Source organism: Paenibacillus soyae (assembly GCF_024623455.1).
Taxonomy (GTDB): domain Bacteria; phylum Bacillota; class Bacilli; order Paenibacillales; family Paenibacillaceae; genus Pristimantibacillus; species Pristimantibacillus soyae.
The window spans coordinates 13,870-40,517 of the sequence record NZ_JANIPJ010000012.1 but is presented as its reverse complement, the minus strand read 5'-3'; the positions used below and the strand labels follow the sequence as shown (position 1 = coordinate 40,517).

Genomic DNA, 26,648 nt, shown 5'->3' with positions numbered 1-26,648 from the left:
CCGATTAGACTTCGTGCTGCGCGCGAACCGACTCCAGCACGGTCTGATAGACGGCTTCGCCAATCGCGCATCCGATTGTCGTCGCCGCGCCCGCATACGCGTGAATCGCTCCTGCGGCGCCGTCTTGACTGACGCCGACCGCAAGCGCATCCGTCGTCGTGCCCGTGGCGAGCAGGCCGCTTGACTGCTCGCGAACGCCGAGGTCGGCAAGCGCGGCGGCCTTCGCTTCCGTCGCCGTTATGACGGCGTTCACCATGGCGGCTTCCGTCATGGCTCCGTCAATGAGAAGGATCGTATTGATCGTTCCGGGAGCGTAAGCGGAATAAGTCGTTCTCGTCATGCCGGCCCGCGCCGCGTTTCTTGTTCCGCTAGTCGTGCAGCAGATCAGCTTGAAGCAATCGCCTTCCGTCTCCGCGACGGAAGCGTGCGTCAGCTTGGCCGCCGTCATGAAGCCGACCGTTCGTTCCGGATCGAACCCCCACAATCCGCATTGCCTTTTAAGATCGGTTATCGGGTCCCCGCAGCGATAGTCGAGCGGCACCTTCCAATTGACGAAACCGTCGGCGAGCCCGAAGCCGCCCGGCAGAATCGCGCTGCTCAGCGTATGGAACGCTCGAGGGAGTCGGAGCTCGATGCGGTTCTCATTCAGCTCGAGATTTAACTCGGGGAACAACGTAGAGCGGTAATCCGTTCCGGCTCGAAATGGCTGCGTCATGGAGAAACTCCGATCCCCGCCAGCTTATAAATGCGTTGCAGGTCCAGATGCGTTCTGGCATGCTCCGCCAGCCGGTCGAACTCCGACTCGCGCAGCTCCCGGAAACGAACCCCTTGCTCAGGCGGCAGCGGCTCCAGCCCTTTCCCCGTCCTCGCTTCGTTCAGCCACGCTCTACGGAAGCTGTCGTTATGGAAGACGCCATGGATAAACGTCCCCCAGATCCGGCCGTCCGGCGTGCACGCGCCCTCGGGGGCGGAAGCGGTAGAATCGGCACCAGCAGGACGAATGAGGAACGGCTGCCGAAGTCCTGTGCCTAGAGGCTTCATGATGCCCATATGAATCTCGTAGCCGTCAATCGGCAGCCCCTCCCCCCATAGCTTCGCCGTCCCTTCTACCCGGATCGTCTTTTTCTCCGCGCCGAACGCGACCTCGAACGGAAAGAAGCCCAGTCCCGCCGTCTCCACGCGCTTCGACTCGACGCCGTCTGGATCGAGCAGCCTCTCCCCGAGCATTTCGTAGCCGCCGCAGAGACCGGCCAATCTTCCTCCCTGAGCAGCATGCTGATAGACGCGCCGCTCGAGTCCTTGCTCGCGCAGCCAGACCAAATCCTCGGCGGTGTTCTTGCTGCCGGGAAGAATGACGATATCCGGCTCGCCCCATTCTCCCGGGTGTTCGACGAACCGAAGCCTGACGTCCGGCTCATGCCGGAGCGGATCCGCGTCCGTGAAGTTCGACACCCGCGGCAGCTTGATTACGGCGATGTCGAGCTTGTCCCTGTTCGTCTGGGTTCCTTCCGCTGCCCGGTTGGCTTCGGAACGGAGCGACAAGGAGTCTTCATCCTCGAGTGCGAGTCCCGGCAGAAACGGCAGCACGCCGAGGACGGGCTTGCCCGTTCTCTGCTCCAACCAGTCGAGTCCCGGCTGGAGAAGCGTCACGTCGCCCCGGAATTTATTGATGATGAATCCGCCGATCCGGTCGCGCTCCTCCGGCTCTAACAGCTCAAGCGTGCCTACGATCGACGCGAACATGCCGCCGCGGTCGATGTCCGCGACCAGAACGACGGGGGCATCGGCCCAGGCCGCCATGCGCATGTTGACGATATCGCGATCCTTCAGATTAATTTCCGCAGGACTGCCAGCCCCCTCCAGTACGATCAAATCGTTGGTCCGGCGCAGACGGTCCAGCGAATCCCGCACGATGTCACCCGCTATCGGCAGGTAATTCTCCCTGTAGTCCCTGGCCTCGTATTCCCTAAGCGGCTTGCCGTGAACGACGACCTGGGAGGCCATCTCCCGGGTCGGCTTCAGAAGGATCGGATTCATGTCCGTCGTCGCCAGAATCCCGCACGCGTCGGCCTGCATGCCTTGTGCCCTTCCGATTTCTTTGCCGTCCCAGGTCACATAGGAGTTTAAGGACATATTTTGCGATTTGAACGGAGCGGTGCGGTATCCGTCCTGAGTGAAGATGCGGCATAACGCCGCCGTAACCAAGCTTTTGCCGACATCGGATGCCGTGCCTTGTACCATAATGGTGCGAGCGAGCTTCTCCGTCACGTTCCGCTGCCTCCCAACGAAGCGATTGCCTCTCTGAGCACGCCGATAAGCCGCGCATTTTGAGCTCGAAGCTTAATCGCCAGCCTTATATATCGATGATCGAGTCCGGTGAACAAGGAAGCGTCGCGAATAAGCGCGCCCCGCCTTCCCATCTCCTGCTGCAGCTCCGTAGAGGTGAACGGGGCGTCGTCCGGCAGCCGAACAAGCAAGTAATTCACAGCTCCGGGGTAATCCCGGAAGCCGAGCTTTCGCAATTCCGCCCGAAGAAATTCGCTTTCCGATTGCAGCCATGCCCATGTTTCTCCCGCGAATGCTTCATCCTCCAGAACCGCGGCGCCGATCGCTTGCGCGAGCGAGTTGACGCTCCAAGGCACTTGCAGCCGACGCATCGCCTCCAGCGCTTCCGGATGACCGACGATATAGCCGAGACGAATACCGGGTATCGCATAAAATTTGGTCATGGAACGGAGGACGAACAACCTCCCGTTCGTAGATGCTTCCGCCGCCAGGCTTCTATGCTCGTCATCCGGCAGGAAATCGAGGAACGCCTCGTCCAGCACGACGGTCGCGCCGCTGTCCAGCAGGCGCTGAATGTGCCGGTATTCGACCAGGGCGCCTGTCGGGTTGTTCGGCGAACCTAGCAGGTAGAGGTCGGCGCCGGATGCCTCCAAAGCTTCGGTTACCCATTGTTCGCCCAGCTCGAAGTCCGCATCGGAACGCAATAAGCCTTCATATACCGGCACGCCTGCCTTCTTGGCGGCATCGCCGTACTCGCCGAAGCAAGGCGCGGCGATGGCCATTCTGGACGGTCGCAGCGCCCGGACGGCCAAATCGATGAGCTCCGCCGCTCCATTGCCGACCAGAATCGCCGACTGGTCAATCCCGTGTTTCTTCGCCAACTTGGCCCGCAGCTTCCTCGAGACGGGATCCGGATATTTGCTGATCTCGTCCATATAGCGGGCGAGTATCTCCCGAACGGCGGCCGGCGGTCCAAGCGGGTTCATATTGGAGCTGTAATCGAGGAATCCATCCGCCGGCAGTCCGAAGCGCTCCTCGGCCGTCGCCAGATCTCCTCCGTGTCCATATCGTTCCAGCACGCTGTTTCCTCCTTCATATCTGTTGATGTATCCATATCAATGCGGCCAACAGCAGCGTCGCCTCGATCGCTTCGTTCATGGCTCCGTACGTATCGCCCGTCAATCCGCCAAGCTTGCGGGTCAGCCAGAGCGCCATCGCCCCGCCGCAGATGACGGTTACAGCCCCCGCTCCCGCAACGAGAAGCGCCGCACCGAGCGGCCCGGAAGCTAGCCCGATGACAGATATCCGATTAATGCCATTAATATTTAATGCAAGAAAGCTAAGTAACACAGATAGGGTAACCGATGCGAACACCGACTCTTTATTAACATCATTAAATAATGCTGCCAAACCTTCTTCTCCCCGGGCTTTCGGCCACCCGCCAATGGCTGCGGCCATCCACATCCGGCTCCAAATGGCCGACAGCGCGTACAGCATGCCGGCCGATACCTCATGCTGACTGGAAATAACGAAGAGCTCCGCTATGACAGACGTCTTTAGAAGCAGCAGCAAGACAGCCGCGATGACGCCCATTGCGCCCACCCGGCTGTCCTTCATGATTTCCAGCATCCGATCTCTCGGACGATGGCTGAGCACGCCGTCCGCCGTATCCATCCAGCCGTCGAGATGAAGTCCTCCGGTCAGCAAAACCCATAAGGATACGAGGATGATCGCCGCCGGCCAAGGCGGCAAAGCCCAATCTAGCAGCTCTGACGCAAGCCAAAGCGCGCAGCCGATCAGAGCGCCCGCCAACGGGAAATAAATGACGCTTCTCGATAAAACCGGCTTCTCGAAGGGCACTTGAACCGGAACCGGAAGCCGGGTAAGAAATTGCAGCGCCGCTATAACGGCCTGCGCGTGAAGCTTCAACCGATCCATAACCGCGCCGCCACCAATCCTGTAAGTATGAGGACGCAAGCGCCATACAGCATCCTGATCGTTGCTTTAATATCGGCCGCCGACAGCTCGCGCTCCGGCCATCCCATTCGCGCCCTCTCGCTCTCGGCGCCGAAGTAACGATTCACCCCGCCGAGCTCGATGCCCAGTGCTCCCGCGACGACCGACTCCGGGATGCCGCTGTTCGGGCTGGGATGCCGCTTCGCGAAGCTCCTCCATGCTCTCCAGCCTCTTCCCGCGCGCAAGCCCGGCATCAGTCCGGCTGTCGCGATAAGCAGCAAGCCGGTCATTCTAGCCGGGATGAAATTGAGGGCATCGTCCAGCCGTGCGGAGCACCAGCCGAAATGCAAGTAAGCTTCATTACGATAGCCGACCATGGAATCAAGCGTGTTCGCGCTTCTGTAGAGCATCGCGAGAGGCGCGCCGCCGATGAGCGCGAAGAAGATCGGAGACACGAACGCGTCCACCGTGTTCTCGGCTACGGTCTCCACCGCCGCCCTCGCCGCTTCCTTCCCGCTCAGATCATGCGTATCGCGGCTAACGATATAGCCTGCATATTTGCGAGCTTGCTCCAAGTCCCCCTGAACCAGCGGCACGTAGACGAGCATCGCCGCATCCTTAAGGCCTTTGACGGCGATCGTCGTGGAGATGAACCAAGCGGACACGGCGTATCCCGCCCAAGGATGAACGGCATCCGCTGCCGTAACGATAGCCCACATAGCCCCCGCGCTTACCGCAATGGTCACAAGCGTAAGCACCGCTCCTCGAAGCTTCATGCCCGCGGGCGAAATGTCTCGCCGCCCTTCCGGCCTGAGCAGGCGCTCGAGCCGCTTGACGAGCCTCCCGATCAGGATGACGGGATGCGTCGGCCATTTCGGATCTCCCACGATCAGATCGATGACGATGGCCGCCGCGCATAACCATAGAAGCTCTTGGAACGAGTAGATCAAGTCAGCTCCTCCCAGCGGAAAGCCAGCTTCTTCAAGTCGACGGGGATGCCTGCCGTTACGAGGAACACGCGGTCGCATACCTGCGCCAAGCGTTGGTTCAGCCGCCCCGCTTCATCGCGGAACCGCCGGCCTAGCGGATAAGCGGGCACGATGCCGTCCCCGACCTCGTTCGTCACAAGCAGCAGCGGGTACGGATAACGAATGACCGCTATGAGCAGCCGATCTACCGCGTTCTCCAGCATGTCCCCTCCTTCTTGCATCTCTTCCTCGCGCAGCAGCCAATTCGTCAACCATAAAGTCATGCAATCGAGAAGCACAACCGGCGGCTGCCATTCGCCCCCCGATCGCATTGCAGCGGCTTCCTCAGCGTGCAGCTTTGCCGCAAGCAGCCCAAGCCGCTCCGGCACTTGGAACGGTTCCTCGATCGTCTCCCATCGGAAGCCTGATTGCTCCCGATCCTCCCGATGCTTCGCAATGCGCTCCCTCATCTCGTCGTCATAAGCTTGACAGGTGGCCACGTATACGCCCTTCCCGCCGATTCTCGAGGCGTATTGCTCGGCGAATCGGCTCTTGCCGCATCTAGCCCCGCCCGTTATTAGAATCGCCATCCCGCTCACCCTCTGGACACGCCCGCGCTGTCGAACGTCGCCATCTCCCGCATCAATCGCAGCGACGCGTCGATCAGATGGAACGCCAGCACCGCTCCCGTCCCTTCTCCGAGGCGCATATCCAGATGCAGGACAGGCGGCAGCCCCAGCACGTCCATAAGCTTCCGGTGTCCTTGTTCATTCGAGAGATGCGAGGCGATCATGTAAGCCGCCGCCATTGGGGACAGCTTCGATGCGACCAATGCCGCCGCAGAGGAGATGAATCCGTCAATCACGACGGGACAACGGAGGGCAGCCGCGCCGAGAATGACGCCGACCAGACCCGCGATTTCCGCTCCGCCTACTTTGGCAAGCACGTCGATCGGATCCTTCGGATTGGGGCGATTGACATCGATTGCGCGTTTTACGACCATAACCTTATGCTGCCTTGTCTCTTCATTAATGCCCGTCCCTCGTCCGACCGAGGCTTCGGGAGCCAGTCCCGCCAGCACGGACGCGAGCGCGGCGCTGGCGGTCGTATTGCCGATGCCCATCTCGCCGGTCGCGAACATCCGGACGCCTCGTGTGTACTGTTCCTCAGCAATCGCTATGCCGACGTTAATAGCCGCTACGGCTTCCTCGCGGGTCATAGCCGGCTCCTTGGCCATGTTGCGCGTGCCGAAGACGATTTTGCGCGGCTCCAAGCCGGGATGTTCGAGCTCGGCCGCTACGCCGATATCGACGCAGATCACGTCGGCTCCCGCCTGCCTGGCCAGCACATTAACGGCCGCTCCTCCGTTCAGGAAATTAAGCACCATCTGCGGCGTAACGGAGGGAGGGAACGCGCTGACGCCTTCTTCGCAGACGCCATGATCGCCTGCCATCACGATAACGGCTCTCCGGCTCAGCTCCGGCCACAGCTCTCCCGTCATGCCCGCAAGCTGCGCCGCGATTTCCTCCAGCTTCCCCAGACTGCCCGGCGGCTTCGTCAGGTTGTCGGAATGCCGTCTCGCCAGTTCGGCCGCTCCCTCGTCGAACGGCTCGATCCTCTTGATCACTTCATGAAGCTTGCGCTCCCCTTCCCTATTCCGGTCGATTTCCCGCAGCATACGCCATTACACTCTCCTATCCGTATGGCCTGACCGGGCGCCAGGCTGCAGCATGAGCTGAGGCGCGCCCGATACAGGATGTTTGATCATTATCGTTCGGGTTCCGTACATGTCTTCTATAATAAGGGGATCCATAACTTCCTCGGGAGTTCCCGCCGCCGCGATGCTTCCTTTGTGCAGGGCGATCAGCTCGTCGGCATACATCGCCGCCAAATTCAGATCGTGAAGGACGGCGATCACGAGCAGCCCTTTCTCTTGCTGCCACGCTCTCACCGTGTCCAGAAGCCCGATCTGGTAGCCGATATCCAGATACGTCGTGGGCTCGTCCAGCAACAAAATATCCGGCTGCTGAACCATCAGCTTCGCAAGCGCGACGCGCTGCCTCTCGCCTCCGCTCAGCTGGTGCAGCTTCCGGTTCTGCAGCTCCGCAAGCCCCATCACGGAGAGCGCCTCCTCAATAATCGGCTCCGGATCGGACGCTTCCCCGCCCAGCCAATTCTGATGCGGGAACCTGCCCATCGCAACGACTTCACGGACCGAGAAGCCCACCGCAGGAAGCCCTCCCTGCTGAAGCACCGCTAGTCTGCGAGCAAGCGTCTTGCCGGCAATGTCCGAGATGGGTTGTCCATCCAGACTCACGACGCCTCGGCTTGGCGCGTCCACGCCCGACAAAATATGCAGCAGCGTCGACTTCCCTACGCCGTTAGGTCCGATAATGCCGTAGAACCGGTTCATGCGGAATTCATACGATACGCCGTTCAAGACGGGCGCGCCTTGACGTTCCGCCCAAATTTTTTCCGCAAGCATGCTCATCCGCCGACTCCTCCCTCCAGCTTCATCTTCCGATGAAGCAAATAAGCGAAGAACGGGGCGCCGATAAGCGCCGTCACGACGCCGAGCGGCAGCTCCTTCGGACTAAGCACGTTGCGGGCCAGCGTATCCGCCCATAACATAAAGATCCCGCCTCCGATGGCCGAGATCGGGATAATGAGACGATAATCGGGACCGACGATAAGGCGTATGAGATGAGGGACGACAAGCCCGACGAAGCCGATGACGCCGGATACGGATACCGCCGCCGCGGTAAGCAGCGTGGACATGATCATGACGACGAGCTTCGTCCGTTCGACCCTCACCCCGAGATTGGCGGCATGCCTCTCACCCAAGCTGAACAAATTCAGCGCCTGGCTGTACGCCAGCAACACGGGCATCGCAACGCATACGAACGGGACCAGCATATAGACGTGCTCCCAGCTCTTCATCGCGAGCGATCCCATAATCCAGAACAGAATTTGGTTCACGACGCCCTCCGACATCGAAACCATAAGCGATACGAACGCGCCCAAAAAAGATTGAATGATGACCCCGGACAAAATAAGCGTCTCGATCTGCATCACGCCCCTGCTCCGGGAAAGCCATATGACCCCTAGCAGCGTAACGATCCCCGTGCCGAAAGCGACGAGCGGTATCGTCCAGAGCCCGAGCGCAAGCTGGAGACCGAATAAAATGATGGCCGCGGCCCCGACCGAGCTGCCGGAAGCGACTCCAAGCGTATAAGGATCGGCCAGAGGATTGCGGAGCACGCCTTGAAAGCCCGCCCCCGCCAGCGCAAGGCACGCCCCCACGAGAATATCGAGCAGGACGCGGGACAGTCGGACCTGCGTGACGACGGCAATCTCGCCGGCGGTCCATTCCGCGCCTTCCGGCATGCCGGTCAGCTGGCCGAGCAGGATTCCCCACACGTCCAGGAACGACAACCCGGCCGAGCCGATAGAAAGGCTGGCGATCATAGAAACAGCAAGAAGGAGCATAGCTGCTCCTCCATACGTCAATCCTTTTATTCGCAACATTTATTTCACAAGCTCGGGGTGGATCGCTTTCGCAAGCTCCAGCAGGCCATCCGCGAGACGCGGACCTACGCGGACGAGCGGATCGTTCGTAACGGCGAACATCTGCTTGTTTTTCACCGCGTCAATCGTCTCCCAGCCTGGACGCGACTCGATAGCGGCAACGATCGAGCTTTTCTCCTCTCCCATATCGGGGTAAATAATGATTTGCGGATTCTGCGTAATCACTTCTTCGGCATTCACTTCATACCAGCCCGGCTGCGCGGCCGAAATGTTCGTTCCGCCCGCGATCGACAGCAGCTCGTCCAAGAATTCGCCGGAGCCTACCGTCCAGCCCGGGGAAAACTCGAGATAAACCTTCTTCTTCTCCGCGTCCTTCACGGCCGTCTCGACCTGCTCGCGCACTTCGCGCATGCGGTTCGCGACTTCCGCGGCGCCTTCCTGCATATTCATTATTTTACCAAGTTCCTCGACTTTCGCAACGACTTCGTCATACGTCTTCGGGCTCGAAGCGTACACGTTCAGGTTCAGCTCGCGGAGCTTCGTGATCGCTTCCGCGTTCATGGTGGATGCGGCAAGGATAAGATCCGGGTTCAGAGCGGCTACCGCTTCGATATTAGTTGTCATATCGCCGATCTTCTGCACCGACGCCGCTTCCTCCGGATAGTTGCTCCACTCGTCGACTCCAACGACGAATTGTCCGCCGCCGATCGCGAAGATCGTCTCCGTCTCGCTCGGCACCAGAGTGACGATCGCGGACGGCGCCTTCTCGAACGTCAGCTCCGTACCCGTCGCGTCCGTTACGGTGAGGGGGTAGACCGTTTCGCCTGCTTCGCCCGCAGGCTCCTCGCTAGGCGTCTCGGACGGTTCGCCTTCGGCGCCCTGCTCCGTTTGCGCGTTATTAGCGCCCGCATTGGCGTTATTTTCTTTTTCATTGGCTCCGCATGCAGCCAGGACTACCATCATCATGATGAGCAGAAGGCTCATCAGCGTTTTCATTCTGTTCCACTTCGTTGCGTTCATGCTAGCTCCACTCCTGTACAGGTTTGTTAGATTTTCGGCAGCCTATCCCTGCCAACAAAAAAAGAGCATCCCGGCTTCTGTGCCGGAAACGCTCCCTATCTCTCGCCGCGAACACGACGAAACAAGCTTCTCCAACACCTCCCTAAGTCCACGTAGGTAACAGCGTTTATGCAATACAGGCAGGTCTCCTGGCTTGGATTGTCGCGTGGCCGCGTCTTCCCGAGCGTTCGCTCAGTGACGTGTTGCGGCGGCGATGGCTGTGCGTAAGTTCCCTTATCTGGGGGGTTACGCAGCCCTCCTTACAGTGGCGGGTCCGCGCCGGAATTGAACCGGCTTCCCTATTAAGCTTCCGCGGAATGCTTCCGATGGTTGATGTTGACTCTCTCTCGGCAATGCTCGCTTGGCACCTGTTTGCTTACCTATTCAAAATATCAGTAGTAACTATACACGCCTTCGTTCTGTTTGTCTATTCTTTTTCTCAGGGTTGTCCGAGCGCGAAGGTCGGCTTTATTGACATAAATGACGGATGCACGCTCATAGGTAATGAGAGAAGATGCTTTAAGGGGGGATTCGATGCTTGCAGATGAAGAGTTAACGTCCGCTGACAAAAACCAAAAAAGGCGCTGGCATTCGTGGCTCATGCTGGCGCTCGCCGGCGCGGCCGCGGTCGCGATCGTCATGCTTCTCGTGCGTCCGCAATCCACTTCGGCCGATTCAGCTATGACGGAGCATTCGTTCGCGGGAGGACATCTCGTCTGGGAAATCCAAGACTATCCCGCCGCGGTGCTTGCCGAAAACACGTTCCTCCTTACGCTGAAAGACGCCGGGGGGCAGCCGATTCAAAACGCCAGCCTCGCCGTCAAGCTAGAGATGATCGACATGGTGTGCGGCGATTATGATTTCGTTCTGACCGAGGTTGCACCCGGCGTATACACGGGAGAAGGAATTCCGCTGATGGCCGGACTTTGGAAGGCCACGCTTACGATCGACGGCGCCGAAGATCCTTCAATTAGCCGAACGCTCAAAGCGGTGTACGGGTAAAACGCCCGATTCGACACGCTCGGGCAGGCAAGGTTTGACATCTTCCGCAAATGCGACCTTGCACGCACGACACCCCTCGCAGTTATTTCATGCGATTAACTTTTATTTCATTAACATCGTTAATTGATTGAATTCAATGTCGTTAAAGGTAGATATTTAATGTCGTAAAATGTCAGGTGCATAGCGGTGAAAACCGACATTCTTCGCCCGCCCCCGTTCACCACAGCCATGGCGAAATCGTCGGTATGACGCCATTGGCAGCCAGCCCTCTCAAAATCGACAGCACGCCTACAAGCACCGCCGTTACGACGCCCGCCTTGCGCATGAACCGCCGCCACCGTTTATTCGCGAGGGCGGCGATGGATGCCGCGAAAGCAAGAGCCGGAACGGTCGCAATGCCGAACAAGGCCATAACGACGGCTCCTTGCCAGAGGGAGCCGGTGGCCGCGGCGTTGATGCTCATGGCGTACGTCAAGCCGCATGGGAGAAAACCGAACGCGAAGCCGGTGGCGAGCAGATGAGCCGTTTCTTTGCCTGACGTCGATGAGGCCTTACCGGTAGCCAGCTCCTGATGAAGCTTGCCGGACAAGCGGTTCAGGAATGGCACTTGGATCTTGCGCCAGAGCCATAGCAGAACAAAGCAGCCTCCCACGATGGAGGCCAGCCCGCGAACTCCCGCCATCCGGCCGGCGACGTCCACGAACGAACCGACCGCTCCCATCGCGGCGCCAAGAATCATGTACGAAACCAGCCGGCCCGCGTTGTAGAGCAGCATGGACTTGCGAGCGGACGCCGCGGACTGCAGGGAAACCGCCGATACGATGCCGCCGCACATTCCGATGCAGTGAGGAGCGCTGAACAATCCCGTCAGCAGGATCAGTCCGATTCCGTTCCACGTCAGCATCACGACCCCGACTCCTTGGCGCGCTCGAGACGCGATTTCAACCGGATCGCGTTCGTTACGACGGAAACCGAGCTAAGCGCCATGGCCGTTCCCGCCATCCACGGCTGCAGCAGCCCGATCGCCGCGAACGGAATGATGATTGCGTTGTAGACGAGCGCGAACACCAGATTTTGCCGGATATTCCGAATCGTTAACCTGCTTAAACGAATGGCCTCCGGAATGGCCGGCAGCCTGGAGAACAGAAGCGTAATATGTCCGGCGTTCAGCGCGCCATAGGTTCCATTGCCCATCGCGATGCCGACATCCGAGGCCGCAAGCGCAGGAGCGTCGTTCCAGCCGTCGCCCGCCATGGCCACCCGCTTGCCGTCCCTCTTCCATTTCTCCACCAACGACAGCTTCGTCTCCGGCAGCATGGACGCGTGGACGTCCCCGATGCCAATCGCTTGCGCGACGGCACCGGCGGGCGCCGCGTGGTCGCCCGTCGCCATAACGGTTCGAACGCCTAGTCTTCCCAGCTCGGCCGTCATGGCGGCAGCGTCCTTCTTGAGCGTATCCGCGAACGCTACGATTCCGATACATTTCCCTTGCAAAGCCGCATACAGCACCGTCTCCCCTAATGCTTCCCGCTTAGCCGCCATGCTCCGGACCTCTTCCAGACCGGCCGTACCGAGCTTTCTCACAAACCTCTCGTTGCCGATAGCCGCATATCCCCCGTTTATGTATCCAGCGACGCCTCCGCCCGCCTCGTCGTTCAGCCGTTCCGCTTTGGGAACGATGATTCCGTGCCGGGTCGCTTCTTCTCGAATCGCGACAGCGAGCGGATGCGAGGATTCCGCCTCAAGGGCGGCAGCCAGACGGAGGAGATACGACCTCCCGGCGGGTCCCCCTCCGGCGTAAGTTACCTTTGGCTTGCCTTCGGTCAACGTCCCCGTCTTATCCAGAAGCATAACGTTCACTCTTGCCAGCCGTTCGACCGCCCCCGCTTCCTTCGCGACGATGCCCCGCTTCGCCAAGCGGCCCGAAGCGATAACCAGCGAGATGGGCGCCGCCAGACCGAGCGCGCATGGACATGCCGCCAGCAGCACCGCGATGGCGCACAACGAAGCATGCCCCCAATTGCCGGGATCGGCAAACAAGCCCCAAGCCAGAAAGGTCGCGACGGAAACCGCCAGCATAACCGGTACGAACCAGCTTGCGGCCGCATCGACCTGCGATTGCAGGGAGGATTTGGCTCGTTGCCCTTGAAGCACAAGCTCTTGGATGCGGCTTAGCATCGTATCGTGTCCGGCCGCTCCCGTCGCGACGACGAGCCGCCCCGGACCGTTCCGGGTACCGGCCCAGACAGTATCGCCGGCGCGCTTGGCGACGGCCGCGCTTTCTCCCGTCAGCAGCGCTTCGTCCGCCATGGACTCGCCGAACCGGATGACGCCGTCTACGGGAATGAGCCCATGCGGCTCGACATACACGATATCCCCTTCGCGAACGAATTCCGTACGAAGCTCCGAGATCTGGCCCGCGCGCTCCACAACGGCCGATTGCACGCGCAGCTGCTCGAAGCCAAGCGACTCATGCTGCGCCTTAAGCGAAGCCGCGGTTTCTATGTATTTTCCGAGCAGAATGGCCGTCATGACGACCGCCGACGTTTCGAAATAGAGAGCGGAGCCGTGCGACACTCCCGACAAGAACGACTCAAGTCCGTCGCGGAATACGACATAATGGCTGTACAAATAAGCGGCCGTCGTCCCAATAACAACAAGGACGTCCATGTTCGCGCTTCGTTGTCTAATCGCGTAATAGGCGCCGAAGTAGAAAGGCATGCCGATGACGAATTGAATGATCGTCGCGAGCAGCAGCTGCAGCCCCGGCTTGAACAGAAGCTCCGGAAGCAGCGCATGAACGCCCTCTAGAGCAGGGAGATGCTCCGTCATGCTCGCAAGCAGCGGCAGCGTCAACAGGAGCGAAGCTATCAGCCTAATAAGCAGCCATGCTCGTTCGCGCCTCAGACCGGTTTGCGCCGTTTCGTTCAGCTTCGCCGTAAAGCCAAGCGTTCCGACCTTCTCGGCCAACTGCTCCTTGCTTACGGCCCCTTCCTTCACTTGCACCCATGCCGTGCGCAGCGGAAAGCTGACCGCCACCTCCGTCACGCCGTCCATTCGGCCAAGCGCTTTCTCGATTCTAGCCGCGCAAGCGGCGCAGCTCATACCTTGTATGGTGAAATCCAGCTCCAAGCCGGCTTCCGTATGCGGATTTTCCGCTAAGGCAACCATCGTTCCGACCTCCAATCTTGCAAGCGACCGCTGCCTCATGAAACCAGACACAGCCTGTACCCGCCGCCTTATACTATATGAAGCAGCCCGCGCGCGCATGATTGAATGTTCGCCGGAAGGCTAGATCGCCGGATTATCCCCTAAAAAAAATAGCCCGAACAAGTCGGGCTAAAGTTAACGCCATTAATCTCTTTCGTAAATCGATCCCGTCCGGCTCGCGAACAGCTCCGTGTACACTTTCTCGGCGTAGGCGTCGGTCATGCCGGCAATATAATCCGCGACAAGCCGCTCCCACGGCCAGTCGCCTTTCTGCATGTCGTAGCTCTCCACCCAGTCCGGAGGCAGGATCAACCGACCGGTTTCGTACCGCTCCAAGCTGTCCCACAGCCGCTTCAGCATGTTCTCGCTGCGTTTCTGCAGCCGCTGCACCCGAAAATCCTTGATCAAAGTCACCCAGGCCAGCTTTTTCAAAATTTCCATCGTCCGCAGCATATCGAAGTCCTCGACTCCGTCCTTCACGAACGTCACGCGCTTCCAGCCCGTCTTCGGATCGTCGATGATGCCGACGCCGCTTGCGAACTTACTCACCCATCTCGCCTTCATCTCGCGGTTCGTGCGCGACGTCTCCCGGCCGTATTGGACGTAAATTTCTTTCCACTGGCGGTAATAATCCTCCAGCACGCGCCGCACCATCGCCTTGAGGTTGGTGCTCTCCCACTGAACGGCGGCCATGCTGGCCGGGTCGTCCAATATTTCGCGCACGACGCCGTCGACCAGACGGTCATCCTCGAAAAAGTCCTCCGTCAGCAAAATCTTGCCGGCGCGAACGCCATCTTCGATATCATGCGTGGAATACGCGATGTCGTCGCACAAGTCCATTAGCTGGGCCTCGAGCGTGCTGCAGCCGGCCGGCATCCCCCACAAGCCCCGCAGGTAGTCGATGCCCTTCCACTCCATCGGATAGACGCCCTTCATGCGGCCGGGGTCGTCCATGTTGTAAGGATATTTGTTGATGGCGAGCAAGACGGCCGCCGTCAGATCGAGCCCGCGATCGCTTCCCGCCCGCTTCTCGAGGAACATGAGGATGCGGAAATTTTGCGCGTTGCCCTCGTACGGCACGCCGTAGCGCTCGCGAAGAATATGATCGAGCACCTCTTCCCCTTTGTGCCCGAACGGAGGATGTCCCAGATCATGGGCGAGCGCCGCGCATTCGACGACCTCCGGCACCATCAGCAGACCCGGATGCTCGTTTTGGCCGAGGAACGGATACGTCTTGCCCAGTCTCCTGGCCACTTCGCGCGCAATCTGCGACACCTCCAGCGAATGCGTCAGCCTTGTGCGGTAATAATCGCCGGAGCCGGCGCCGAACACCTGCGACTTCCCCTGCAGCCGCCGGAAGGCCGGCGACTGGATCAGCCTCGCGTAATCTTTTTCGTATTCGTCGCGGTCCTCGCTGGATAACGTGCCGCCCGTATCGTGCAAACGCAGCTTTCTAATGTTCATCCTCATCACCTATCCCGATCATGTTGTCGTACGCGCTCAAGTATGGCAAAGAAAGCGGCGCGAGCCGGCTTCCGCCGGGCAACGCGTCGCTTTCGCCGCATTTTATGCCGTTCCGAACGTAACGCCAACCTCCCGCAGCATCTTTCGATAAGCTATGCTGAGCCGGTCGCATTTGAGATGGAGCTCCGCCTGAAGGTCCAGCGGAAGCAGCTCGGGCTTCTGATTCTCCACGATCAACCGGTCCTGCTCGAGCAGGATGTCCTGGAAGGATACAAAAATCTCGTCGGGTTCATCCATCGCGTAATTGCGTTCCATCAGCATAAACGCGACGCTGGCGGCTTCGTTCTTCGGCAGCACGAGCAAATACAGATTAAAAATATCGTCCGTCCCCGCGACCCGCTTCGAAAGCGACACGCTGACGGGATGGTACACTTCGTAAGTATAAAGCGATTGAACCGGAGCGCCTCTGCCGTCCGGGTCGGGCTGATACACCTCGATCACGTCCGTGTGCAGCGCGCCGTCCGCCTCATGCACCCGGTAGTCGTTAATTTCCGAATAGCCGCTGTCGCCCAGCATGCCTTCATGCACGTACATGAGGTGCGACACGTCGAGGAAATTTTCGATGACGCGCGGCGCCGCGGCCTCCAGCTCATACGGTCCCATATAGACCTGCGCATACCCCGGGTTCGGGCCGCTCAAGCCGATTTCCGGCAGCTCCGACCGAGGAGCGCCGACGCACACCCATATGATACCATATCTTTCCTGACATGCGTAGACAACCGCTCTGGCCTTCGAAGGAATGGCCGTTCCTGCCGGGAGCGAAGGGATTCGCGTGCACGTTCCGCATCCGTTGTAGCTCCAGCCGTGGTACGCGCACACGATTTCGTCGCCGACTATCTTGCCTAGCGACAATGGCACTCCGCGATGGATGCACAGATCCTTTAGAGCGTGTACCCCCTCGGACGAGCGGAACAGGACAACCTTCTGCCCGAGCACCTCTACCGCGACGGGAGATTCGGATAAGCTCGCGCTTAGCAAGACGGGATGCCATAAATCTTTGAGTACGGGGTCGAGCTCAGCCATGGGATCATTACCGTCCTTTCCTGCCGTTATTGGGGGATGGTCCCCTTAATGCCTTTGACAAAATAGTTCATGACCAAAATATCCTCCTGCGACAGAGCCGCGCCTTCCGCCACCTTCTCCGCGCCGGACTGGTCGTAGATCGGTCCGGCGAACACGTCGAACGTCTCCGCTTGAATTTCCGCTTTCTTGGCTTCGACGGCATCCTTCACTTCCTGCGGCACGTTCTTGCCGAACGGCGCGATCTCGACCATACCCTCCTTGAAGCCGCCGTAGAAGGAATGCGTCTCCCACGTGCCGTCGATGACGCTTTGCACGACGTCGACGTAATACGGCCCCCAATTCAATACGGGGTTCGTGACATAGGTCTCGGGCGCGAACCGGTTCATGTCGGAGTCATTGCCCATGCCCCAGACGCCGCGTTCCTGCGCCGCTTGGATGCCCGCCGGGGAGTCCTGGTAGTTGGCGAGCACGTCGACGCCCTGATCCAGCAAGCTGATCGCCGCCTGTCTCTCGGTCGCCGGATCGAACCAGGTATTGCTCCAGACGACCGACACTTCGACGTCGGGGTTGACGCTTTGCGCGGCCAGAGTGAACGCGTTGATCGTGTAGATGACTTCCGGGATCGGGAACGCGCCGACATAGCCGATTTTTCCGTTCTTCGTCAGCATGCCCGCGGCCAGTCCCGACAGGTAGCCCGGCTGATAGCCTTTGCCTTGGTAGGTGGCGAGATTCGGCAGCGTCTTATAGCCCGTCGCGTGCATGAATTTCACGTCCGGATATTTCTGCGCCACGTTGTACATCGGGTCCATGTATCCGAAGCTCGTGCCGAAGATCAGGTCATGATCCTGCGCGAGCTCCTCGAACACGCGTTCCGCATCCGGTCCTTCCGGCACGTTCTCGACGACGGTGGCTTCTATGCCGAATGTTTCTTCAACCATCTGCCTTCCCTTGTCGTGCTCGAACGTCCAGCCGCCGTCGCCCGGCACTCCGATATAGACGAACGCGACCTTCGGCAGCTCCCCTTCCGGTTTCGCGGTGGGCGAGGCCGAGGCGCCGCCGGACGGCGACGGGTTCGGCGACGAGGACGGGCTTGCGGGCTTCGATGCTTGAGAGCAGGCGGTCATTAAGGCAAATGTAAGAACGAGCATGGTCAGAACGATTTTCTTCATATGGTTTCTCCTCCTTTGGTATCACTTGCTTGCGTTTCCGCCGCATCTTTTAACCGCCCGGAGTATGCCTCCGTATCCGGTGCAGCGGCAAATATTGCCCGACAGCCCTTCTTTGATCTGATCGGTTGTCGGATTCGGCGTCTCGTCAAGCAGCGCCTTCACCGACATGATCATGCCGGGCGTGCAGTAGCCGCATTGGAACCCTCCTTCCTCCAGGAACGCTTCTTGAACCTTGTGCAGATCGCCTTCGGCCAGCCCTTCGATCGTCGTGATGGACGCTCCGTTGCATTGATACGCCATAACCAGGCAGGCATTAACGGGTCTTCCGTCCATATGGACGATGCACGATCCGCAGCGGCCAAGCTCGCAGCTCACTTTGGTGCCGGTCAGTCCGAGGTCGTCCCGAAGTATGGTCAGCAGCCGCTCCGCCGGCTGGACGTGAAGCTCGGCTTCCGCGCCGTTGACGACGGCTCTCCAAGTGTAGGGGTTCATGTGGCGCCAGCTCCTTCCGTTTTGCCCGCCAATTGCGAGGCGAACGACTCGATCAGCTCTTCCCTCGGAATCGGAAGCCGGTTCACCCATTTGCCCACCGCGTCGCGCACGGCCATCGCGATCGCCGGAGCGAGCGCCACCGAGCCCACTTCACCGATCCCCCGCGGACCGTATGGGTCGCCTTCCGGCAGCTCTTCGATGGCATGCAGCGTGAAATCGTCCGCGACGTCCCGAATCGTCGGCACGATATAATTGTCTAAATTTTCAGTCTTATAATGACCGTCCAGCATCAACGCGTCTTCGGTCAACGTAAAGCCTTGCGCCATGACGCTTGCTCCTTCGATCTGCCCGATATATCCCATCGGATTAACCGCCGGCCCCGCCGCTACGGCGTGATGCTTGGCAAGCAGCCGGACCGCTCCTGTAAGCGTGTTAATCTCCGCCTCGACGGCGACGGCCGCGCATGTATACAAATAGTGGCCCCCGACGATCGGATCCGGCGTGACGGGAAAGTCGAACTTCGTCTCGAACGCGAGCTCCCCGCCAAGCGTCTCCGCCAGCTCCTTGTAAGTCGCCGCCAGCGACGACCCGGAGTCATCGTCCGGCTTGATCCATATGCCGCCCGGTCCCGTCATCAACCGCTCCGCAGCAACGCCCGCCATTGCCGAAGCGCCCGCTATCAAGCGCTCGGATAGCTGCGGATGCAGCTTCGACAACGCGATATGCGCGATCGTCGTCGATCTTGACGCGGTGCTGGAGCCGGTATGCGGCACCCTGTCCGTGTCCCCGATGACGATACTGAGATCGTCCGCTCCGCAGCCGAACCGTTCCATGAGCATAAGCTCAAGCGTAGCGGTTATGCCTTGGCCGAACTCCTCGAAGCTGAAGGCCGCCTCCAGCTTACCCTCCTTGGTAAGCGACAGCCTCCCGCCGCCCGGATCGGGAATGCCATAGCCAAGCCCCGAGCCATGCATCGCGAGAGCGGCTCCCACGCCGCGTTTGATCCACGGCTCGGACTCCGTCGGCTTCCGCGTCCGCCTGCTCCAGACCTCCGAGTCCGCGATGGACTGCCATGCCTTCAGCAGCCCTGCGGACGGTAGGATTCGCTGTCCGAGAGGGCCCGGGTCGTCCGGCTCCCGCAGGTTCAGCCTGCGGAACTCCCAAGGATCCATGCCCGCAAGCTCCGCCAGCCGATTCATCTGGCTCTCGACGGCGAAGATCGCCTGATTGCCTCCGAACCCTCTGAACTCTCCTGATACGCCGTTGTTCGTAAATACGGATACCCCTTCTATCGAAACATGCGGAATCCGGTACGGTCCCGACGCATGCTCCGTCGCGAAGTTCAGCACGGGAGCGCCGAGCGTGGAATAAGCGCCCGTGTCCGCGGTGATGCGGGCTTCATGGGCGATGAGCCTTCCCTCCCCGTCGATGCCCGTCTTCATGACGATCTTCATCGGATGGCGCTTGAGTCCCGCCCGGACCGATTCCCTGCGGCTGTTGTGCAGCTTGACGGGGATGCCGGCTTTGCGGGCGAGCAGAGCGCCGTACGGCTGGACGTTCAATTCGTCCTTCCCGCCGAACGAGCCGCCGATCGGGCTGGATACGATACGAATCGCTTCCTCCGGAATGCCGAGTATGCGGGATAGCTGCATCCTGTCCTTGTAGCCGTGCTGCGTCGCCGCGTAGACGGTCAGCCTGCCGTCCGCTTCCGGCACGAACAACCCTCCTTCGGTTTCCATGTACGCATGCATTTGCCGAGGCGTGTAGTACGTCCCCTCCACAATGTGGGTGCAGCCGGCGAAGGCGTCTTCCGGCTCCCCCTTCCGGTAGCTCGTGCGATGCAGTACGTTGCCGCCTTCGTGCAGCTTCGGCGACTCCGGCAGCAGCGCCAGCTCCGGATCGTCCACGACCGGAATCGGCTCGTAATCGACCTCGATCAGCGACAGTGCATATTCGGCCGTCTCTTTCGTGTCGGCCGCCACGGCGGCGATCGCGTCGCCGACGTAGCGCACTCGGTCCTCGCACAGCACGGGCTGATCGGGATTGACGATACCGAAGCGATTCAAGCCCGGTACGTCCAGGTGCGTAATGACGGCCGCCACGCCGGGCACCCGCTCCGCCTTCGCCGTGCGGATATCGAGGACGAACGCATGGGGCTCGGCGCTTCGAAGCACCTTGCCGTGAAGCATGCCCGGCAGCGACATATCCGTCAAATATCGCAAAGCGCCCGTCACCTTATCCGGCCCGTCCGGCCTCCGCCGCCATTTATGCGACGTTCTTTCTCCCCTCGTCAGCATGACCGAACCTCCTTCCTCCCCCTAAGAAGCCTTACGATTTCAATCGTTTCCACAGCTGGGACGTAATGAGATTGGCCGAAGCTTCCTTGCGGTAGCCCGAGCCCGCGAACAAATCCTCGGCCGCCTTGTACTGGTCTTTGATCGTCTGATGGATAACGGCCAGCATCTCTTCGCTGAGCCGCGCGCCGCTTAGAGCCCGCTCCGCCGCCGGCAGCCGGTCCGGAAGCGCCGATCCGCCGCCGGCAGACAACCGAATATCCCGAAGCGCGCCGTCATCGGATACCATGCCCTGCCCGGCGACGGTGACGAGCGACGGGGTGAACGCTTCTCTACGCCCGACCTTCTCGTAGAACTCGAAGCTCCCGCCGGCTTCTTCATCCCCTTCCCCGTCGCCGGAACGAACAGGAATCGCGATCGCTCCGATCAGATCATCGGGTTCGCGGACGGCGCCCGCGCCTTGAATCCAATCCCGGACCGATTCGGTCCGCCAGCACCGCTCCCGGAAAAAAATCACCGAAGCGTCCATCGCCATTAGCGCCGGAATCGCGTCCCCGGTCAAGCTGGAGACGTTGCCGCCAAGCGTCGCCAAATGCCTGACGGACGGCGCCGCGATCTCGCCGATCGCCCGGACGAGCAGGCCGCCATGCCGCAGCAGCAACGGATGGGCGCGGCATTCGTTCAGCCTGGCCGCGGCGCCGATGCGGACGTGGGCTCCCGCCAATCGAATGCCGGACAGCTCGCCGATCTTCTCCAGACTGATCAAATGGCGCGGCATGGACTTGAGGCCATTCTCCCACTGCGTGCGCAGCAGGGTTCCTCCCGACACATAGCTGGCGGCATGACCCAAGCTACGCTTCACCCTCCATGCTTCCTCCGCGGTCTTCGGCTCATGCAAGGCCGTCTCTCCGGCCCGCTCCGCATTTTCCATCGCCATATCCGCATGCCCCCCGTATTGAGATTAGAATCGTTGCTCCCTAACATAAGGGACGCCGAGCGCCTTAGGCTCGATAGACGGCTTGTTGCGTCCTCGCCATCCGGCCGCCATTAGCACCAGAATGGTGACGATATACGGCAGCATCTTCAGGAAATACGACGGAATGCCGATCTCCATGAGCTGCAGCCGGAATCCCAGGGCATCCAGCCCGCCGAACAAATACGCGCCTCCCAGCGCGTACAACGGGTTCCAGCCTGCCAGAATAATGAGCGCGATCGCGATCCAGCCCCTGCCGGACGTCATGCCTTCCATCCAGTTCGGCGAATAGACCAGGATGAGATAAGCTCCCGCGAGTCCCATCAGCATGGAGCCCGCGATGACGTGAACATAACGGATCCTGTCAACGGACAGCCCCATGGCGTCCGAGGTCGCGGGGTTGTCGCCGACGGCACGCAGATGCAGGCCCCAGGACGTTTTGTACATGTACAGATAAAGAGCGATCACAAGCGAGAAGCTGAGCCAGACGAGAATGTCCAGATTCGCGAGGATGGGACCGACGAACGGGATCGGCTCCAGCCACGGAAGCTTCACCCTCGGCATGGATACCGCGAGCGCCTGCCCGGCGACCGGCTTGCCGAGATAAGCGGACAGCCCGGTGCCGAACAGCGTAAGCGCCAAGCCGCATACGATCTGGTTCGCTCTCAGCGTGACGCTGAGGAATGCGTGCGCGAGCCCGAACGCTCCGGCTGCTCCGACGGCCGCCGCGATCGCGAGCGTAAGGCTTCCGGTATGAACGAAGGCGAGGCACGAGACGACCGCGCCGATAAGCATCGTCCCTTCCGCCCCGAGGAAGACGACGCCCGACCGCTCGCTTAAGATGCCGCCCAGCACCGCGAAGAGCAGCGGCGTGCCCGAGGAAATCGCCGCGATGACGAGATTAACGAAGAAGTCCATGGCGTCACCTCCTTCTGACCAGCTTGTATTTGCCCAGCATTTCCCCGCCGATGAGACAGATCAGAATCGCGCCCTGCAGCATCAGCGACATGGAGGACGGCAGACCGATCGTCTGCACGCTGTAGCCGCCTACGATTAGACCGCCTACGAACAGCGATGTCGCCATCATCCCCCATGGATTCAGCTTCGCCAGCCAAGCCACGATAATGGCGGTATATCCGTATCCCGGCGAAATGCCGTACATCAGACGATGCGAGACGCCGGACACCTCGCTCATCCCTGCCAGCCCCGCCAGTCCTCCGCTGACGAGCATGACCAGAATAATGTGACGGCTTACGGATATGCCCGCGTATTTCGCGGCCAGCGGATTAGCGCCCAGCAGCTTCATCTCGTACCCCCAGCGCGTCCTGCCGTAGAAGACGGCGAACAGGACGACGGCGACGAACGCGAACAGCAGGCCGTAATGAAGCCGAGTACCCGAGAAGGTCATCAGCTGCTGCTCGGGCGAGAAGAGCGGCGTGCCGGGGAAGTTAAAGCCTGCCGGATCGCGCCACGGTCCGAATACGAGATAATCCAGCAGCAGAAGCGCGACGTAATTGAGCATAAGCGAGGTAATGAGTTCGTTCACGCCGAAATGCGTTCTCGGATAAGCCGTGAACAGCCCCCACACCGCACCTGCCGCCATGCCCGCTGCAGCCATGACGGGTATGTACAGAGCCCCGGGCAGATTCGGCCAATAAATCGTGACCGCCGTCGCGGCGATCGCCCCGACGACCAGCTGGCCTTCGGCGCCGATGTTCCAGACGGAAATCCGGTAAGCGGCCGCCACGCCGAGACCGCAGAGCAGAAGCGGAATCGCCTTCACCAGCGTCTCGCTGATCCCGAAGGAGGAACCGAACGCCCCCGCCGCCATCTTCTCGTATACCGTCAGCGGATTCATGCCGTTCGCCCAGATGAACAACGCGCAGAGCAGCAGCGCCGCGGCCACGGATGCAATCGGCATCCACCAAGGGCCGCCCTTCTTCATCGGGTCGAACTGCAGAATGAACGGCAGCTTCGGTCCGGCTTTTGCCCTGCGGCCCGCTTGCTTGCCGCCCCGTATCGCTTCGGCCATCATGTTCCGGCTCATCCTGCCGCCTCCTTCGTCTCCCCGAGTCCGGCCATCAGGCGGCCGATTCGCTCTTTGTCGATGTCCCATTTGCCGAGCTCGCCGACAATCTTGCCTCCGTACAGGACGAGAACCCGGTCCGACAGCTTCATCACTTCGTCCAAATCCTCCGAGATGAGCAGTATGCCGGCCGAGGAGTCGCGCAAGCCGATCAGCATGTTATGGACCGATTCCGTGGCGCCGACGTCGAGTCCCTGCGTCGGATGAACGGCGACCATCAGGCCGGGCTTGCGGTCGATCTCGCGCGCCAGCAGCAGCTTCTGCTGATTGCCTCCGGATAACCCCCTGACCGGCGCGTTCAATCCAGGAGTTCGAACATCGAACTGATCGACCAGTCCCTGCGCCCAGCGTTCATTCCGGTTCTTCCGAACGAAACCGAGCTTGAACCGCTCCGCACTTCCATAGCTCTTCAGCATCAAGTTGTCGACCAGATCCAGGCTGCCCGCGAGGCCGCTCTTCATGCGATCCTCCGGGATGAGCGAAATGCCCTTATCAATCCTCCGGCGTATGCTGGCAGCCTCCATCCGCTCGCCAAGGAAGGTCATGGCGCCTTCCTCCCAGTTCCGAAGCCCCGCGATCGCCTCAGCCAGCTCCTTCTGCCCATTGCCGGCCACGCCCGCTACGCCCACGATTTCCCCCTTCTTCACGGCGAAGCTAACGCCGTCCAGCGCCGGGTAACCGTGGTCGGCCAGCACCTTCATACCCGTCGCCTCGAGCACGATGTTTCCCGGGCAGCCCGGGGCCGTCTCGCTAGCTTCAGGCAGCTGTCTGCCCACCATCAGCTCGGCGAGCTCCCTCGTGTTGGTAACGCTCCGATCCATCGTAGCGATCATGCGGCCTTTGCGCATGACGGATATGCGGTCGGACACGGCCATCACTTCCTTCAGCTTATGGGTCGTGATAATCATCGTCTTCCCGCTTTGCTTCAGCTCCCGGAGCGTCTCGAAGAGGAGCTCCGCTTCGCCCGGCGTCAACACGGACGTCGGTTCATCGAGCAGGATAATGTCCGCTCCGCGGTACAGCGTCTTCACGATTTCGACCCGCTGCTGCTCGCCGACCGACAGCTGCCAGACCGGCGCGTGAATCGGAAAGCTTAGTCCGAATTTCCCGCAAATCGCTTCGATCTCCTGCGCTTTATCCTGCTTCCAGGCCTTCCCCCGCCATGGACGACTCTTCTCGCCGAGGATGATGTTCTCGAGCGCGGTCAGCGTCGGGACCAGCCTGAAGTTTTGATGCACCATGCCGATGCCGAGCTGCATGGCGTCCCTCGGCGAGCGGATTCGGGCGGCTTCCCCATGGATGAGAATATCGCCGCCGTCCGCTCTGTACATACCGGACAAGAGGCTCATGACCGTGCTTTTGCCCGCGCCGTTCTCGCCCAGGAGCGCATGGATTTCGCCTTGCTTGACGGAGAAATCCACGTTGTCGTTCGCGGCGACTTGCCCGAACCGCTTCACGATTTGGAGCATCTGAACCGCCATACGCCCCATTCCTTCTACCTCCCGCCTGTCGTCGTAGTCAATGAATCAGCTCCAGGGCATAAGGGCCCAGTCTTCTTCGGTATCCAAATCCGCCAAACTCAATTCCGTCTCCGCCTGCAAGAAAGCGCCGCAAAATCTCGGATCCTGAAGCAGCCGCCTGGCTCCGGCATCCCCTTCTAAATGGCGGAGATGCGGGAACATGGATGACGCGAGCAGCACGGGAGGCAGGGGAAGGCCGCCTTGCCGGTAGGCGACGAAATCCAAATGCGGTTCGGCCTCGTAACGGTCGGCCAGATCGCGGATCATCTCCGCCGTGACAAGCGGCATATCCGCGAGCAGGATCACGATTCCCCGAAGCTGGCCGCGCGAGGCTTGCGCATAACCCGCCCGGATGGAGTGCGCCATGCCGAGCTCCGCGTTCGGCGATTCCACCCGGGTATACGCCTCCGTCTGATGCTCGCCTTCTATCTCCGCCAGCCAATCCGGCACGGGTCCCGCCTTGGTCACGACAATCACCGGACCGATGCCGGAACGCAGGGCGCTTCGCAGCGCCAGGCTTCCGAGCTTGCCCTTGCCGCGAACGTCAGCCGAAAGCTTCGGATACCCCATGCGGCTGCTGCTCCCCGCTCCCATATACAGAACCGCGATTCCACCCCGCACCATACCGCCCCCCTCCGCGCCTAGCTTGAATGAGCTCCGCCATAATGCTGACGGCAATCTCGAACGGGCCGTCGGCTCCGATCGGCAAGCCGGCCGGGCAAGAAACCGCGGCGGAGCGGGACAAACCGCCAAGCAGGCGCGTTCTCCTCGCCTCGGAACCCATCACGCCGACGAAGCGGGGCTCCGACGGCAGCACGAGCTCCAGAAACTGCCGGTCCCTCTGAAGCTGGTGGCTCATGATAACGATGTAATCGCCGGAGCCCGGCTGCAGCAAAGGCATTAGTTCCTGCGGAAAGCCGAATAAGAGCTTCGCGCCGGGGAACCGCTCCGCCTTGCACAGCGATTCGCGAAAATCGGCGACGGTGACGGCGAATCCGGCTTGCTGCGCCAGCTGGGACAGCGGCCTCGCGTCATCCCCCGCCCCGAACAGGAGCAATCGGGGCTTCGGCTCCCATCGTACGATCAAGACGCCTTCCCGATGACAAGCATCGGCCGCTTCGTCGGATTCCGCGAACTCATAAGCCACGGGAAGTCCGTTCTCCGCCCCCACCCTGCGGATAAGCAGCACAGGCGCTCCCGCATCCATCCGCTCGCACGCTATCCTCAGACGGGACAACAACTCCCCTGACACGGGCTCGAGCAGCACGCGGATCAAGCCGCCGCAGCCGATATGCTCCCCCCAAGACAAATCATCCGCCGGCCTCATGTCGTAATCCACGAGACGCGGCGCGTTCTGCCGCAGAATGTCCGGCACATGAGCGAGAAGATCGGATTCCAGGCAGCCGGGACTCAGCGCCCCGCTTGCCTCGCCATCCGCCTTGAGCAGCATCATCGCGCCGGCCTTCCGGTAGGCGTGCCCCTCCACGTGAACGATGGTCGCCAGTACGCAGCACCCCCCAAGCGACACGGCTTCCTTAATGAGCTCCGAGTCCGGCAT

Annotated in this window: 24 protein-coding genes and 1 riboswitch; of the genes, 1 reads left to right on the top strand and 23 read right to left on the bottom strand. The window is 60.7% G+C overall.

Annotated elements, in window-relative coordinates:
- Window positions 1-4 precede the first annotated feature (4 nt).
- From NQZ67_RS16710 to NQZ67_RS16665, 10 genes are read right to left on the bottom strand one after another with little or no spacing between them, the layout of a single operon-like run.
- A complete protein-coding gene (locus NQZ67_RS16710) occupies window positions 5-715 on the bottom strand; it encodes an adenosylcobinamide amidohydrolase (RefSeq protein WP_257448068.1) in 711 nt (236 codons plus the stop codon).
- On the bottom strand, window positions 712-2,268 hold the full coding sequence (locus tag NQZ67_RS16705; RefSeq protein ID WP_371825317.1) for a cobyric acid synthase: 1,557 nt from the start codon (window positions 2,266-2,268) through the stop codon (window positions 712-714). The genes NQZ67_RS16710 and NQZ67_RS16705 overlap by 4 nt, the downstream gene beginning before the upstream one ends.
- Window positions 2,265-3,365, bottom strand: coding sequence for a threonine-phosphate decarboxylase CobD (gene cobD / locus NQZ67_RS16700; RefSeq protein WP_257448066.1), 1,101 nt, complete (start codon window positions 3,363-3,365; stop codon window positions 2,265-2,267). Before cobD ends, NQZ67_RS16705 begins: the two co-directional genes overlap by 4 nt.
- A 13-nt stretch (window positions 3,366-3,378) precedes the next feature.
- Complete coding sequence (gene cobS / locus NQZ67_RS16695) at window positions 3,379-4,224, bottom strand: adenosylcobinamide-GDP ribazoletransferase (protein WP_257448064.1); 846 nt, start codon at window positions 4,222-4,224, stop codon at window positions 3,379-3,381.
- Window positions 4,212-5,192 (bottom strand): adenosylcobinamide-phosphate synthase CbiB, encoded by a 981-nt coding sequence (gene cbiB, locus NQZ67_RS16690; protein WP_257448062.1) that lies wholly within the window; start codon window positions 5,190-5,192, stop codon window positions 4,212-4,214. Before cbiB ends, cobS begins: the two co-directional genes overlap by 13 nt.
- On the bottom strand, window positions 5,189-5,800 hold the full coding sequence (cobU, locus tag NQZ67_RS16685) for a bifunctional adenosylcobinamide kinase/adenosylcobinamide-phosphate guanylyltransferase (RefSeq protein WP_257448060.1): 612 nt from the start codon (window positions 5,798-5,800) through the stop codon (window positions 5,189-5,191). Before cobU ends, cbiB begins: the two co-directional genes overlap by 4 nt.
- 5 nt (window positions 5,801-5,805) lie before the next feature.
- Entirely contained in the window at window positions 5,806-6,888 is a 1,083-nt protein-coding gene (gene cobT / locus NQZ67_RS16680) for a nicotinate-nucleotide--dimethylbenzimidazole phosphoribosyltransferase (protein WP_257448058.1), read from the bottom strand.
- Window positions 6,889-6,894: 6 nt separating this feature from the next.
- A complete protein-coding gene (locus tag NQZ67_RS16675; RefSeq protein WP_257448054.1) occupies window positions 6,895-7,701 on the bottom strand; it encodes an ABC transporter ATP-binding protein in 807 nt (268 codons plus the stop codon).
- Window positions 7,698-8,699 carry a FecCD family ABC transporter permease gene (locus tag NQZ67_RS16670; protein WP_257448051.1) on the bottom strand — a complete coding sequence of 334 codons (1,002 nt, stop codon included), beginning with the start codon at window positions 8,697-8,699 and terminating at the stop codon, window positions 7,698-7,700. Before NQZ67_RS16670 ends, NQZ67_RS16675 begins: the two co-directional genes overlap by 4 nt.
- A gap of 39 nt (window positions 8,700-8,738) precedes the next feature.
- Window positions 8,739-9,758 (bottom strand): ABC transporter substrate-binding protein, encoded by a 1,020-nt coding sequence (locus NQZ67_RS16665; RefSeq protein ID WP_257448048.1) that lies wholly within the window; start codon window positions 9,756-9,758, stop codon window positions 8,739-8,741.
- A gap of 161 nt (window positions 9,759-9,919) precedes the next feature.
- Window positions 9,920-10,140: riboswitch (cobalamin riboswitch) on the bottom strand.
- Window positions 10,141-10,331: 191 nt separating this feature from the next.
- Between NQZ67_RS16665 and NQZ67_RS16660 the strand changes: the two genes are divergently transcribed.
- Entirely contained in the window at window positions 10,332-10,799 is a 468-nt protein-coding gene (locus tag NQZ67_RS16660; RefSeq protein ID WP_257448045.1) for a FixH family protein, read from the top strand.
- 217 nt (window positions 10,800-11,016) lie between these two features.
- Here the strand turns inward: NQZ67_RS16660 and NQZ67_RS16655 are convergent, their stop codons facing one another.
- The 13 genes from NQZ67_RS16655 to NQZ67_RS16595 all read right to left on the bottom strand — a co-directional run bounded on the left by NQZ67_RS16655 (window position 11,017) and on the right by NQZ67_RS16595 (window position 26,648).
- Window positions 11,017-11,703 carry a sulfite exporter TauE/SafE family protein gene (locus NQZ67_RS16655; RefSeq protein WP_257448418.1) on the bottom strand — a complete coding sequence of 229 codons (687 nt, stop codon included), beginning with the start codon at window positions 11,701-11,703 and terminating at the stop codon, window positions 11,017-11,019.
- Window positions 11,703-13,970: a heavy metal translocating P-type ATPase gene (locus NQZ67_RS16650; RefSeq protein WP_257448043.1), complete on the bottom strand. Its 2,268-nt coding sequence runs from the start codon at window positions 13,968-13,970 to the stop codon at window positions 11,703-11,705. The genes NQZ67_RS16655 and NQZ67_RS16650 overlap by 1 nt, the downstream gene beginning before the upstream one ends.
- 183 nt (window positions 13,971-14,153) lie before the next feature.
- Window positions 14,154-15,473: a deoxyguanosinetriphosphate triphosphohydrolase family protein gene (locus tag NQZ67_RS16645; protein ID WP_257448040.1), complete on the bottom strand. Its 1,320-nt coding sequence runs from the start codon at window positions 15,471-15,473 to the stop codon at window positions 14,154-14,156.
- Window positions 15,474-15,575: 102 nt separating this feature from the next.
- Entirely contained in the window at window positions 15,576-16,556 is a 981-nt protein-coding gene (locus tag NQZ67_RS16640; RefSeq protein WP_257448038.1) for a Rieske 2Fe-2S domain-containing protein, read from the bottom strand.
- 26 nt (window positions 16,557-16,582) lie between these two features.
- Window positions 16,583-17,725, bottom strand: coding sequence for a BMP family ABC transporter substrate-binding protein (locus NQZ67_RS16635; protein ID WP_257448035.1), 1,143 nt, complete (start codon window positions 17,723-17,725; stop codon window positions 16,583-16,585).
- 21 nt (window positions 17,726-17,746) lie between these two features.
- Complete coding sequence (locus tag NQZ67_RS16630) at window positions 17,747-18,217, bottom strand: (2Fe-2S)-binding protein (RefSeq protein WP_257448033.1); 471 nt, start codon at window positions 18,215-18,217, stop codon at window positions 17,747-17,749.
- Window positions 18,214-20,514 carry a xanthine dehydrogenase subunit D gene (gene pucD, locus NQZ67_RS16625; protein WP_257448030.1) on the bottom strand — a complete coding sequence of 767 codons (2,301 nt, stop codon included), beginning with the start codon at window positions 20,512-20,514 and terminating at the stop codon, window positions 18,214-18,216. The genes NQZ67_RS16630 and pucD overlap by 4 nt, the downstream gene beginning before the upstream one ends.
- 31 nt (window positions 20,515-20,545) lie before the next feature.
- Window positions 20,546-21,448 carry an FAD binding domain-containing protein gene (locus NQZ67_RS16620; protein WP_257448028.1) on the bottom strand — a complete coding sequence of 301 codons (903 nt, stop codon included), beginning with the start codon at window positions 21,446-21,448 and terminating at the stop codon, window positions 20,546-20,548.
- Between the two features lie 24 nt (window positions 21,449-21,472).
- Window positions 21,473-22,402 carry an ABC transporter permease gene (locus tag NQZ67_RS16615; RefSeq protein WP_257448027.1) on the bottom strand — a complete coding sequence of 310 codons (930 nt, stop codon included), beginning with the start codon at window positions 22,400-22,402 and terminating at the stop codon, window positions 21,473-21,475.
- A 4-nt stretch (window positions 22,403-22,406) separates the two neighbouring features.
- On the bottom strand, window positions 22,407-23,531 hold the full coding sequence (locus NQZ67_RS16610; RefSeq protein ID WP_257448025.1) for an ABC transporter permease: 1,125 nt from the start codon (window positions 23,529-23,531) through the stop codon (window positions 22,407-22,409).
- Complete coding sequence (locus NQZ67_RS16605; protein ID WP_257448023.1) at window positions 23,528-25,060, bottom strand: ABC transporter ATP-binding protein; 1,533 nt, start codon at window positions 25,058-25,060, stop codon at window positions 23,528-23,530. Before NQZ67_RS16605 ends, NQZ67_RS16610 begins: the two co-directional genes overlap by 4 nt.
- A 36-nt stretch (window positions 25,061-25,096) precedes the next feature.
- The gene (locus NQZ67_RS16600) at window positions 25,097-25,660 is read right to left on the bottom strand and encodes a nucleotidyltransferase family protein (protein WP_257448020.1); all 564 of its coding nucleotides are present in this window, start codon (window positions 25,658-25,660) and stop codon (window positions 25,097-25,099) included.
- The gene (locus tag NQZ67_RS16595) at window positions 25,635-26,648 is read right to left on the bottom strand and encodes an XdhC family protein (protein ID WP_257448017.1); all 1,014 of its coding nucleotides are present in this window, start codon (window positions 26,646-26,648) and stop codon (window positions 25,635-25,637) included. The genes NQZ67_RS16600 and NQZ67_RS16595 overlap by 26 nt, the downstream gene beginning before the upstream one ends.

Excerpts from the sequence above, each read along its gene's own strand:
- NQZ67_RS16710 (WP_257448068.1), bottom strand. The coding sequence starts at position 715 with ATGACGCAGCCATTTCGAGCCGGAACGGATTACCGCTCTACGTTGTTC.
- cobS (WP_257448064.1), bottom strand. The coding sequence starts at position 4,224 with ATGGATCGGTTGAAGCTTCACGCGCAGGCCGTTATAGCGGCGCTGCAA.
- cobU (WP_257448060.1), bottom strand. The coding sequence starts at position 5,800 with ATGGCGATTCTAATAACGGGCGGGGCTAGATGCGGCAAGAGCCGATTC.
- cobT (WP_257448058.1), bottom strand. The coding sequence starts at position 6,888 with ATGCTGCGGGAAATCGACCGGAATAGGGAAGGGGAGCGCAAGCTTCAT.
- NQZ67_RS16675 (WP_257448054.1), bottom strand. The coding sequence starts at position 7,701 with ATGAGCATGCTTGCGGAAAAAATTTGGGCGGAACGTCAAGGCGCGCCC.
- NQZ67_RS16670 (WP_257448051.1), bottom strand. The coding sequence starts at position 8,699 with ATGCTCCTTCTTGCTGTTTCTATGATCGCCAGCCTTTCTATCGGCTCG.
- NQZ67_RS16665 (WP_257448048.1), bottom strand. The coding sequence starts at position 9,758 with ATGAACGCAACGAAGTGGAACAGAATGAAAACGCTGATGAGCCTTCTG.
- NQZ67_RS16660 (WP_257448045.1), top strand. The coding sequence starts at position 10,332 with ATGCTTGCAGATGAAGAGTTAACGTCCGCTGACAAAAACCAAAAAAGG.
- NQZ67_RS16655 (WP_257448418.1), bottom strand. The coding sequence starts at position 11,703 with ATGCTGACGTGGAACGGAATCGGACTGATCCTGCTGACGGGATTGTTC.
- NQZ67_RS16650 (WP_257448043.1), bottom strand. The coding sequence starts at position 13,970 with ATGGTTGCCTTAGCGGAAAATCCGCATACGGAAGCCGGCTTGGAGCTG.
- NQZ67_RS16645 (WP_257448040.1), bottom strand. The coding sequence starts at position 15,473 with ATGAACATTAGAAAGCTGCGTTTGCACGATACGGGCGGCACGTTATCC.
- NQZ67_RS16640 (WP_257448038.1), bottom strand. The coding sequence starts at position 16,556 with ATGGCTGAGCTCGACCCCGTACTCAAAGATTTATGGCATCCCGTCTTG.
- NQZ67_RS16635 (WP_257448035.1), bottom strand. The coding sequence starts at position 17,725 with ATGAAGAAAATCGTTCTGACCATGCTCGTTCTTACATTTGCCTTAATG.
- NQZ67_RS16630 (WP_257448033.1), bottom strand. The coding sequence starts at position 18,217 with ATGAACCCCTACACTTGGAGAGCCGTCGTCAACGGCGCGGAAGCCGAG.
- pucD (WP_257448030.1), bottom strand. The coding sequence starts at position 20,514 with ATGCTGACGAGGGGAGAAAGAACGTCGCATAAATGGCGGCGGAGGCCG.
- NQZ67_RS16620 (WP_257448028.1), bottom strand. The coding sequence starts at position 21,448 with ATGGCGATGGAAAATGCGGAGCGGGCCGGAGAGACGGCCTTGCATGAG.
- NQZ67_RS16615 (WP_257448027.1), bottom strand. The coding sequence starts at position 22,402 with ATGGACTTCTTCGTTAATCTCGTCATCGCGGCGATTTCCTCGGGCACG.
- NQZ67_RS16610 (WP_257448025.1), bottom strand. The coding sequence starts at position 23,531 with ATGAGCCGGAACATGATGGCCGAAGCGATACGGGGCGGCAAGCAAGCG.
- NQZ67_RS16605 (WP_257448023.1), bottom strand. The coding sequence starts at position 25,060 with ATGGGGCGTATGGCGGTTCAGATGCTCCAAATCGTGAAGCGGTTCGGG.
- NQZ67_RS16600 (WP_257448020.1), bottom strand. The coding sequence starts at position 25,660 with ATGGGGTATCCGAAGCTTTCGGCTGACGTTCGCGGCAAGGGCAAGCTC.
- NQZ67_RS16595 (WP_257448017.1), bottom strand. The coding sequence starts at position 26,648 with ATGCCGGACTCGGAGCTCATTAAGGAAGCCGTGTCGCTTGGGGGGTGC.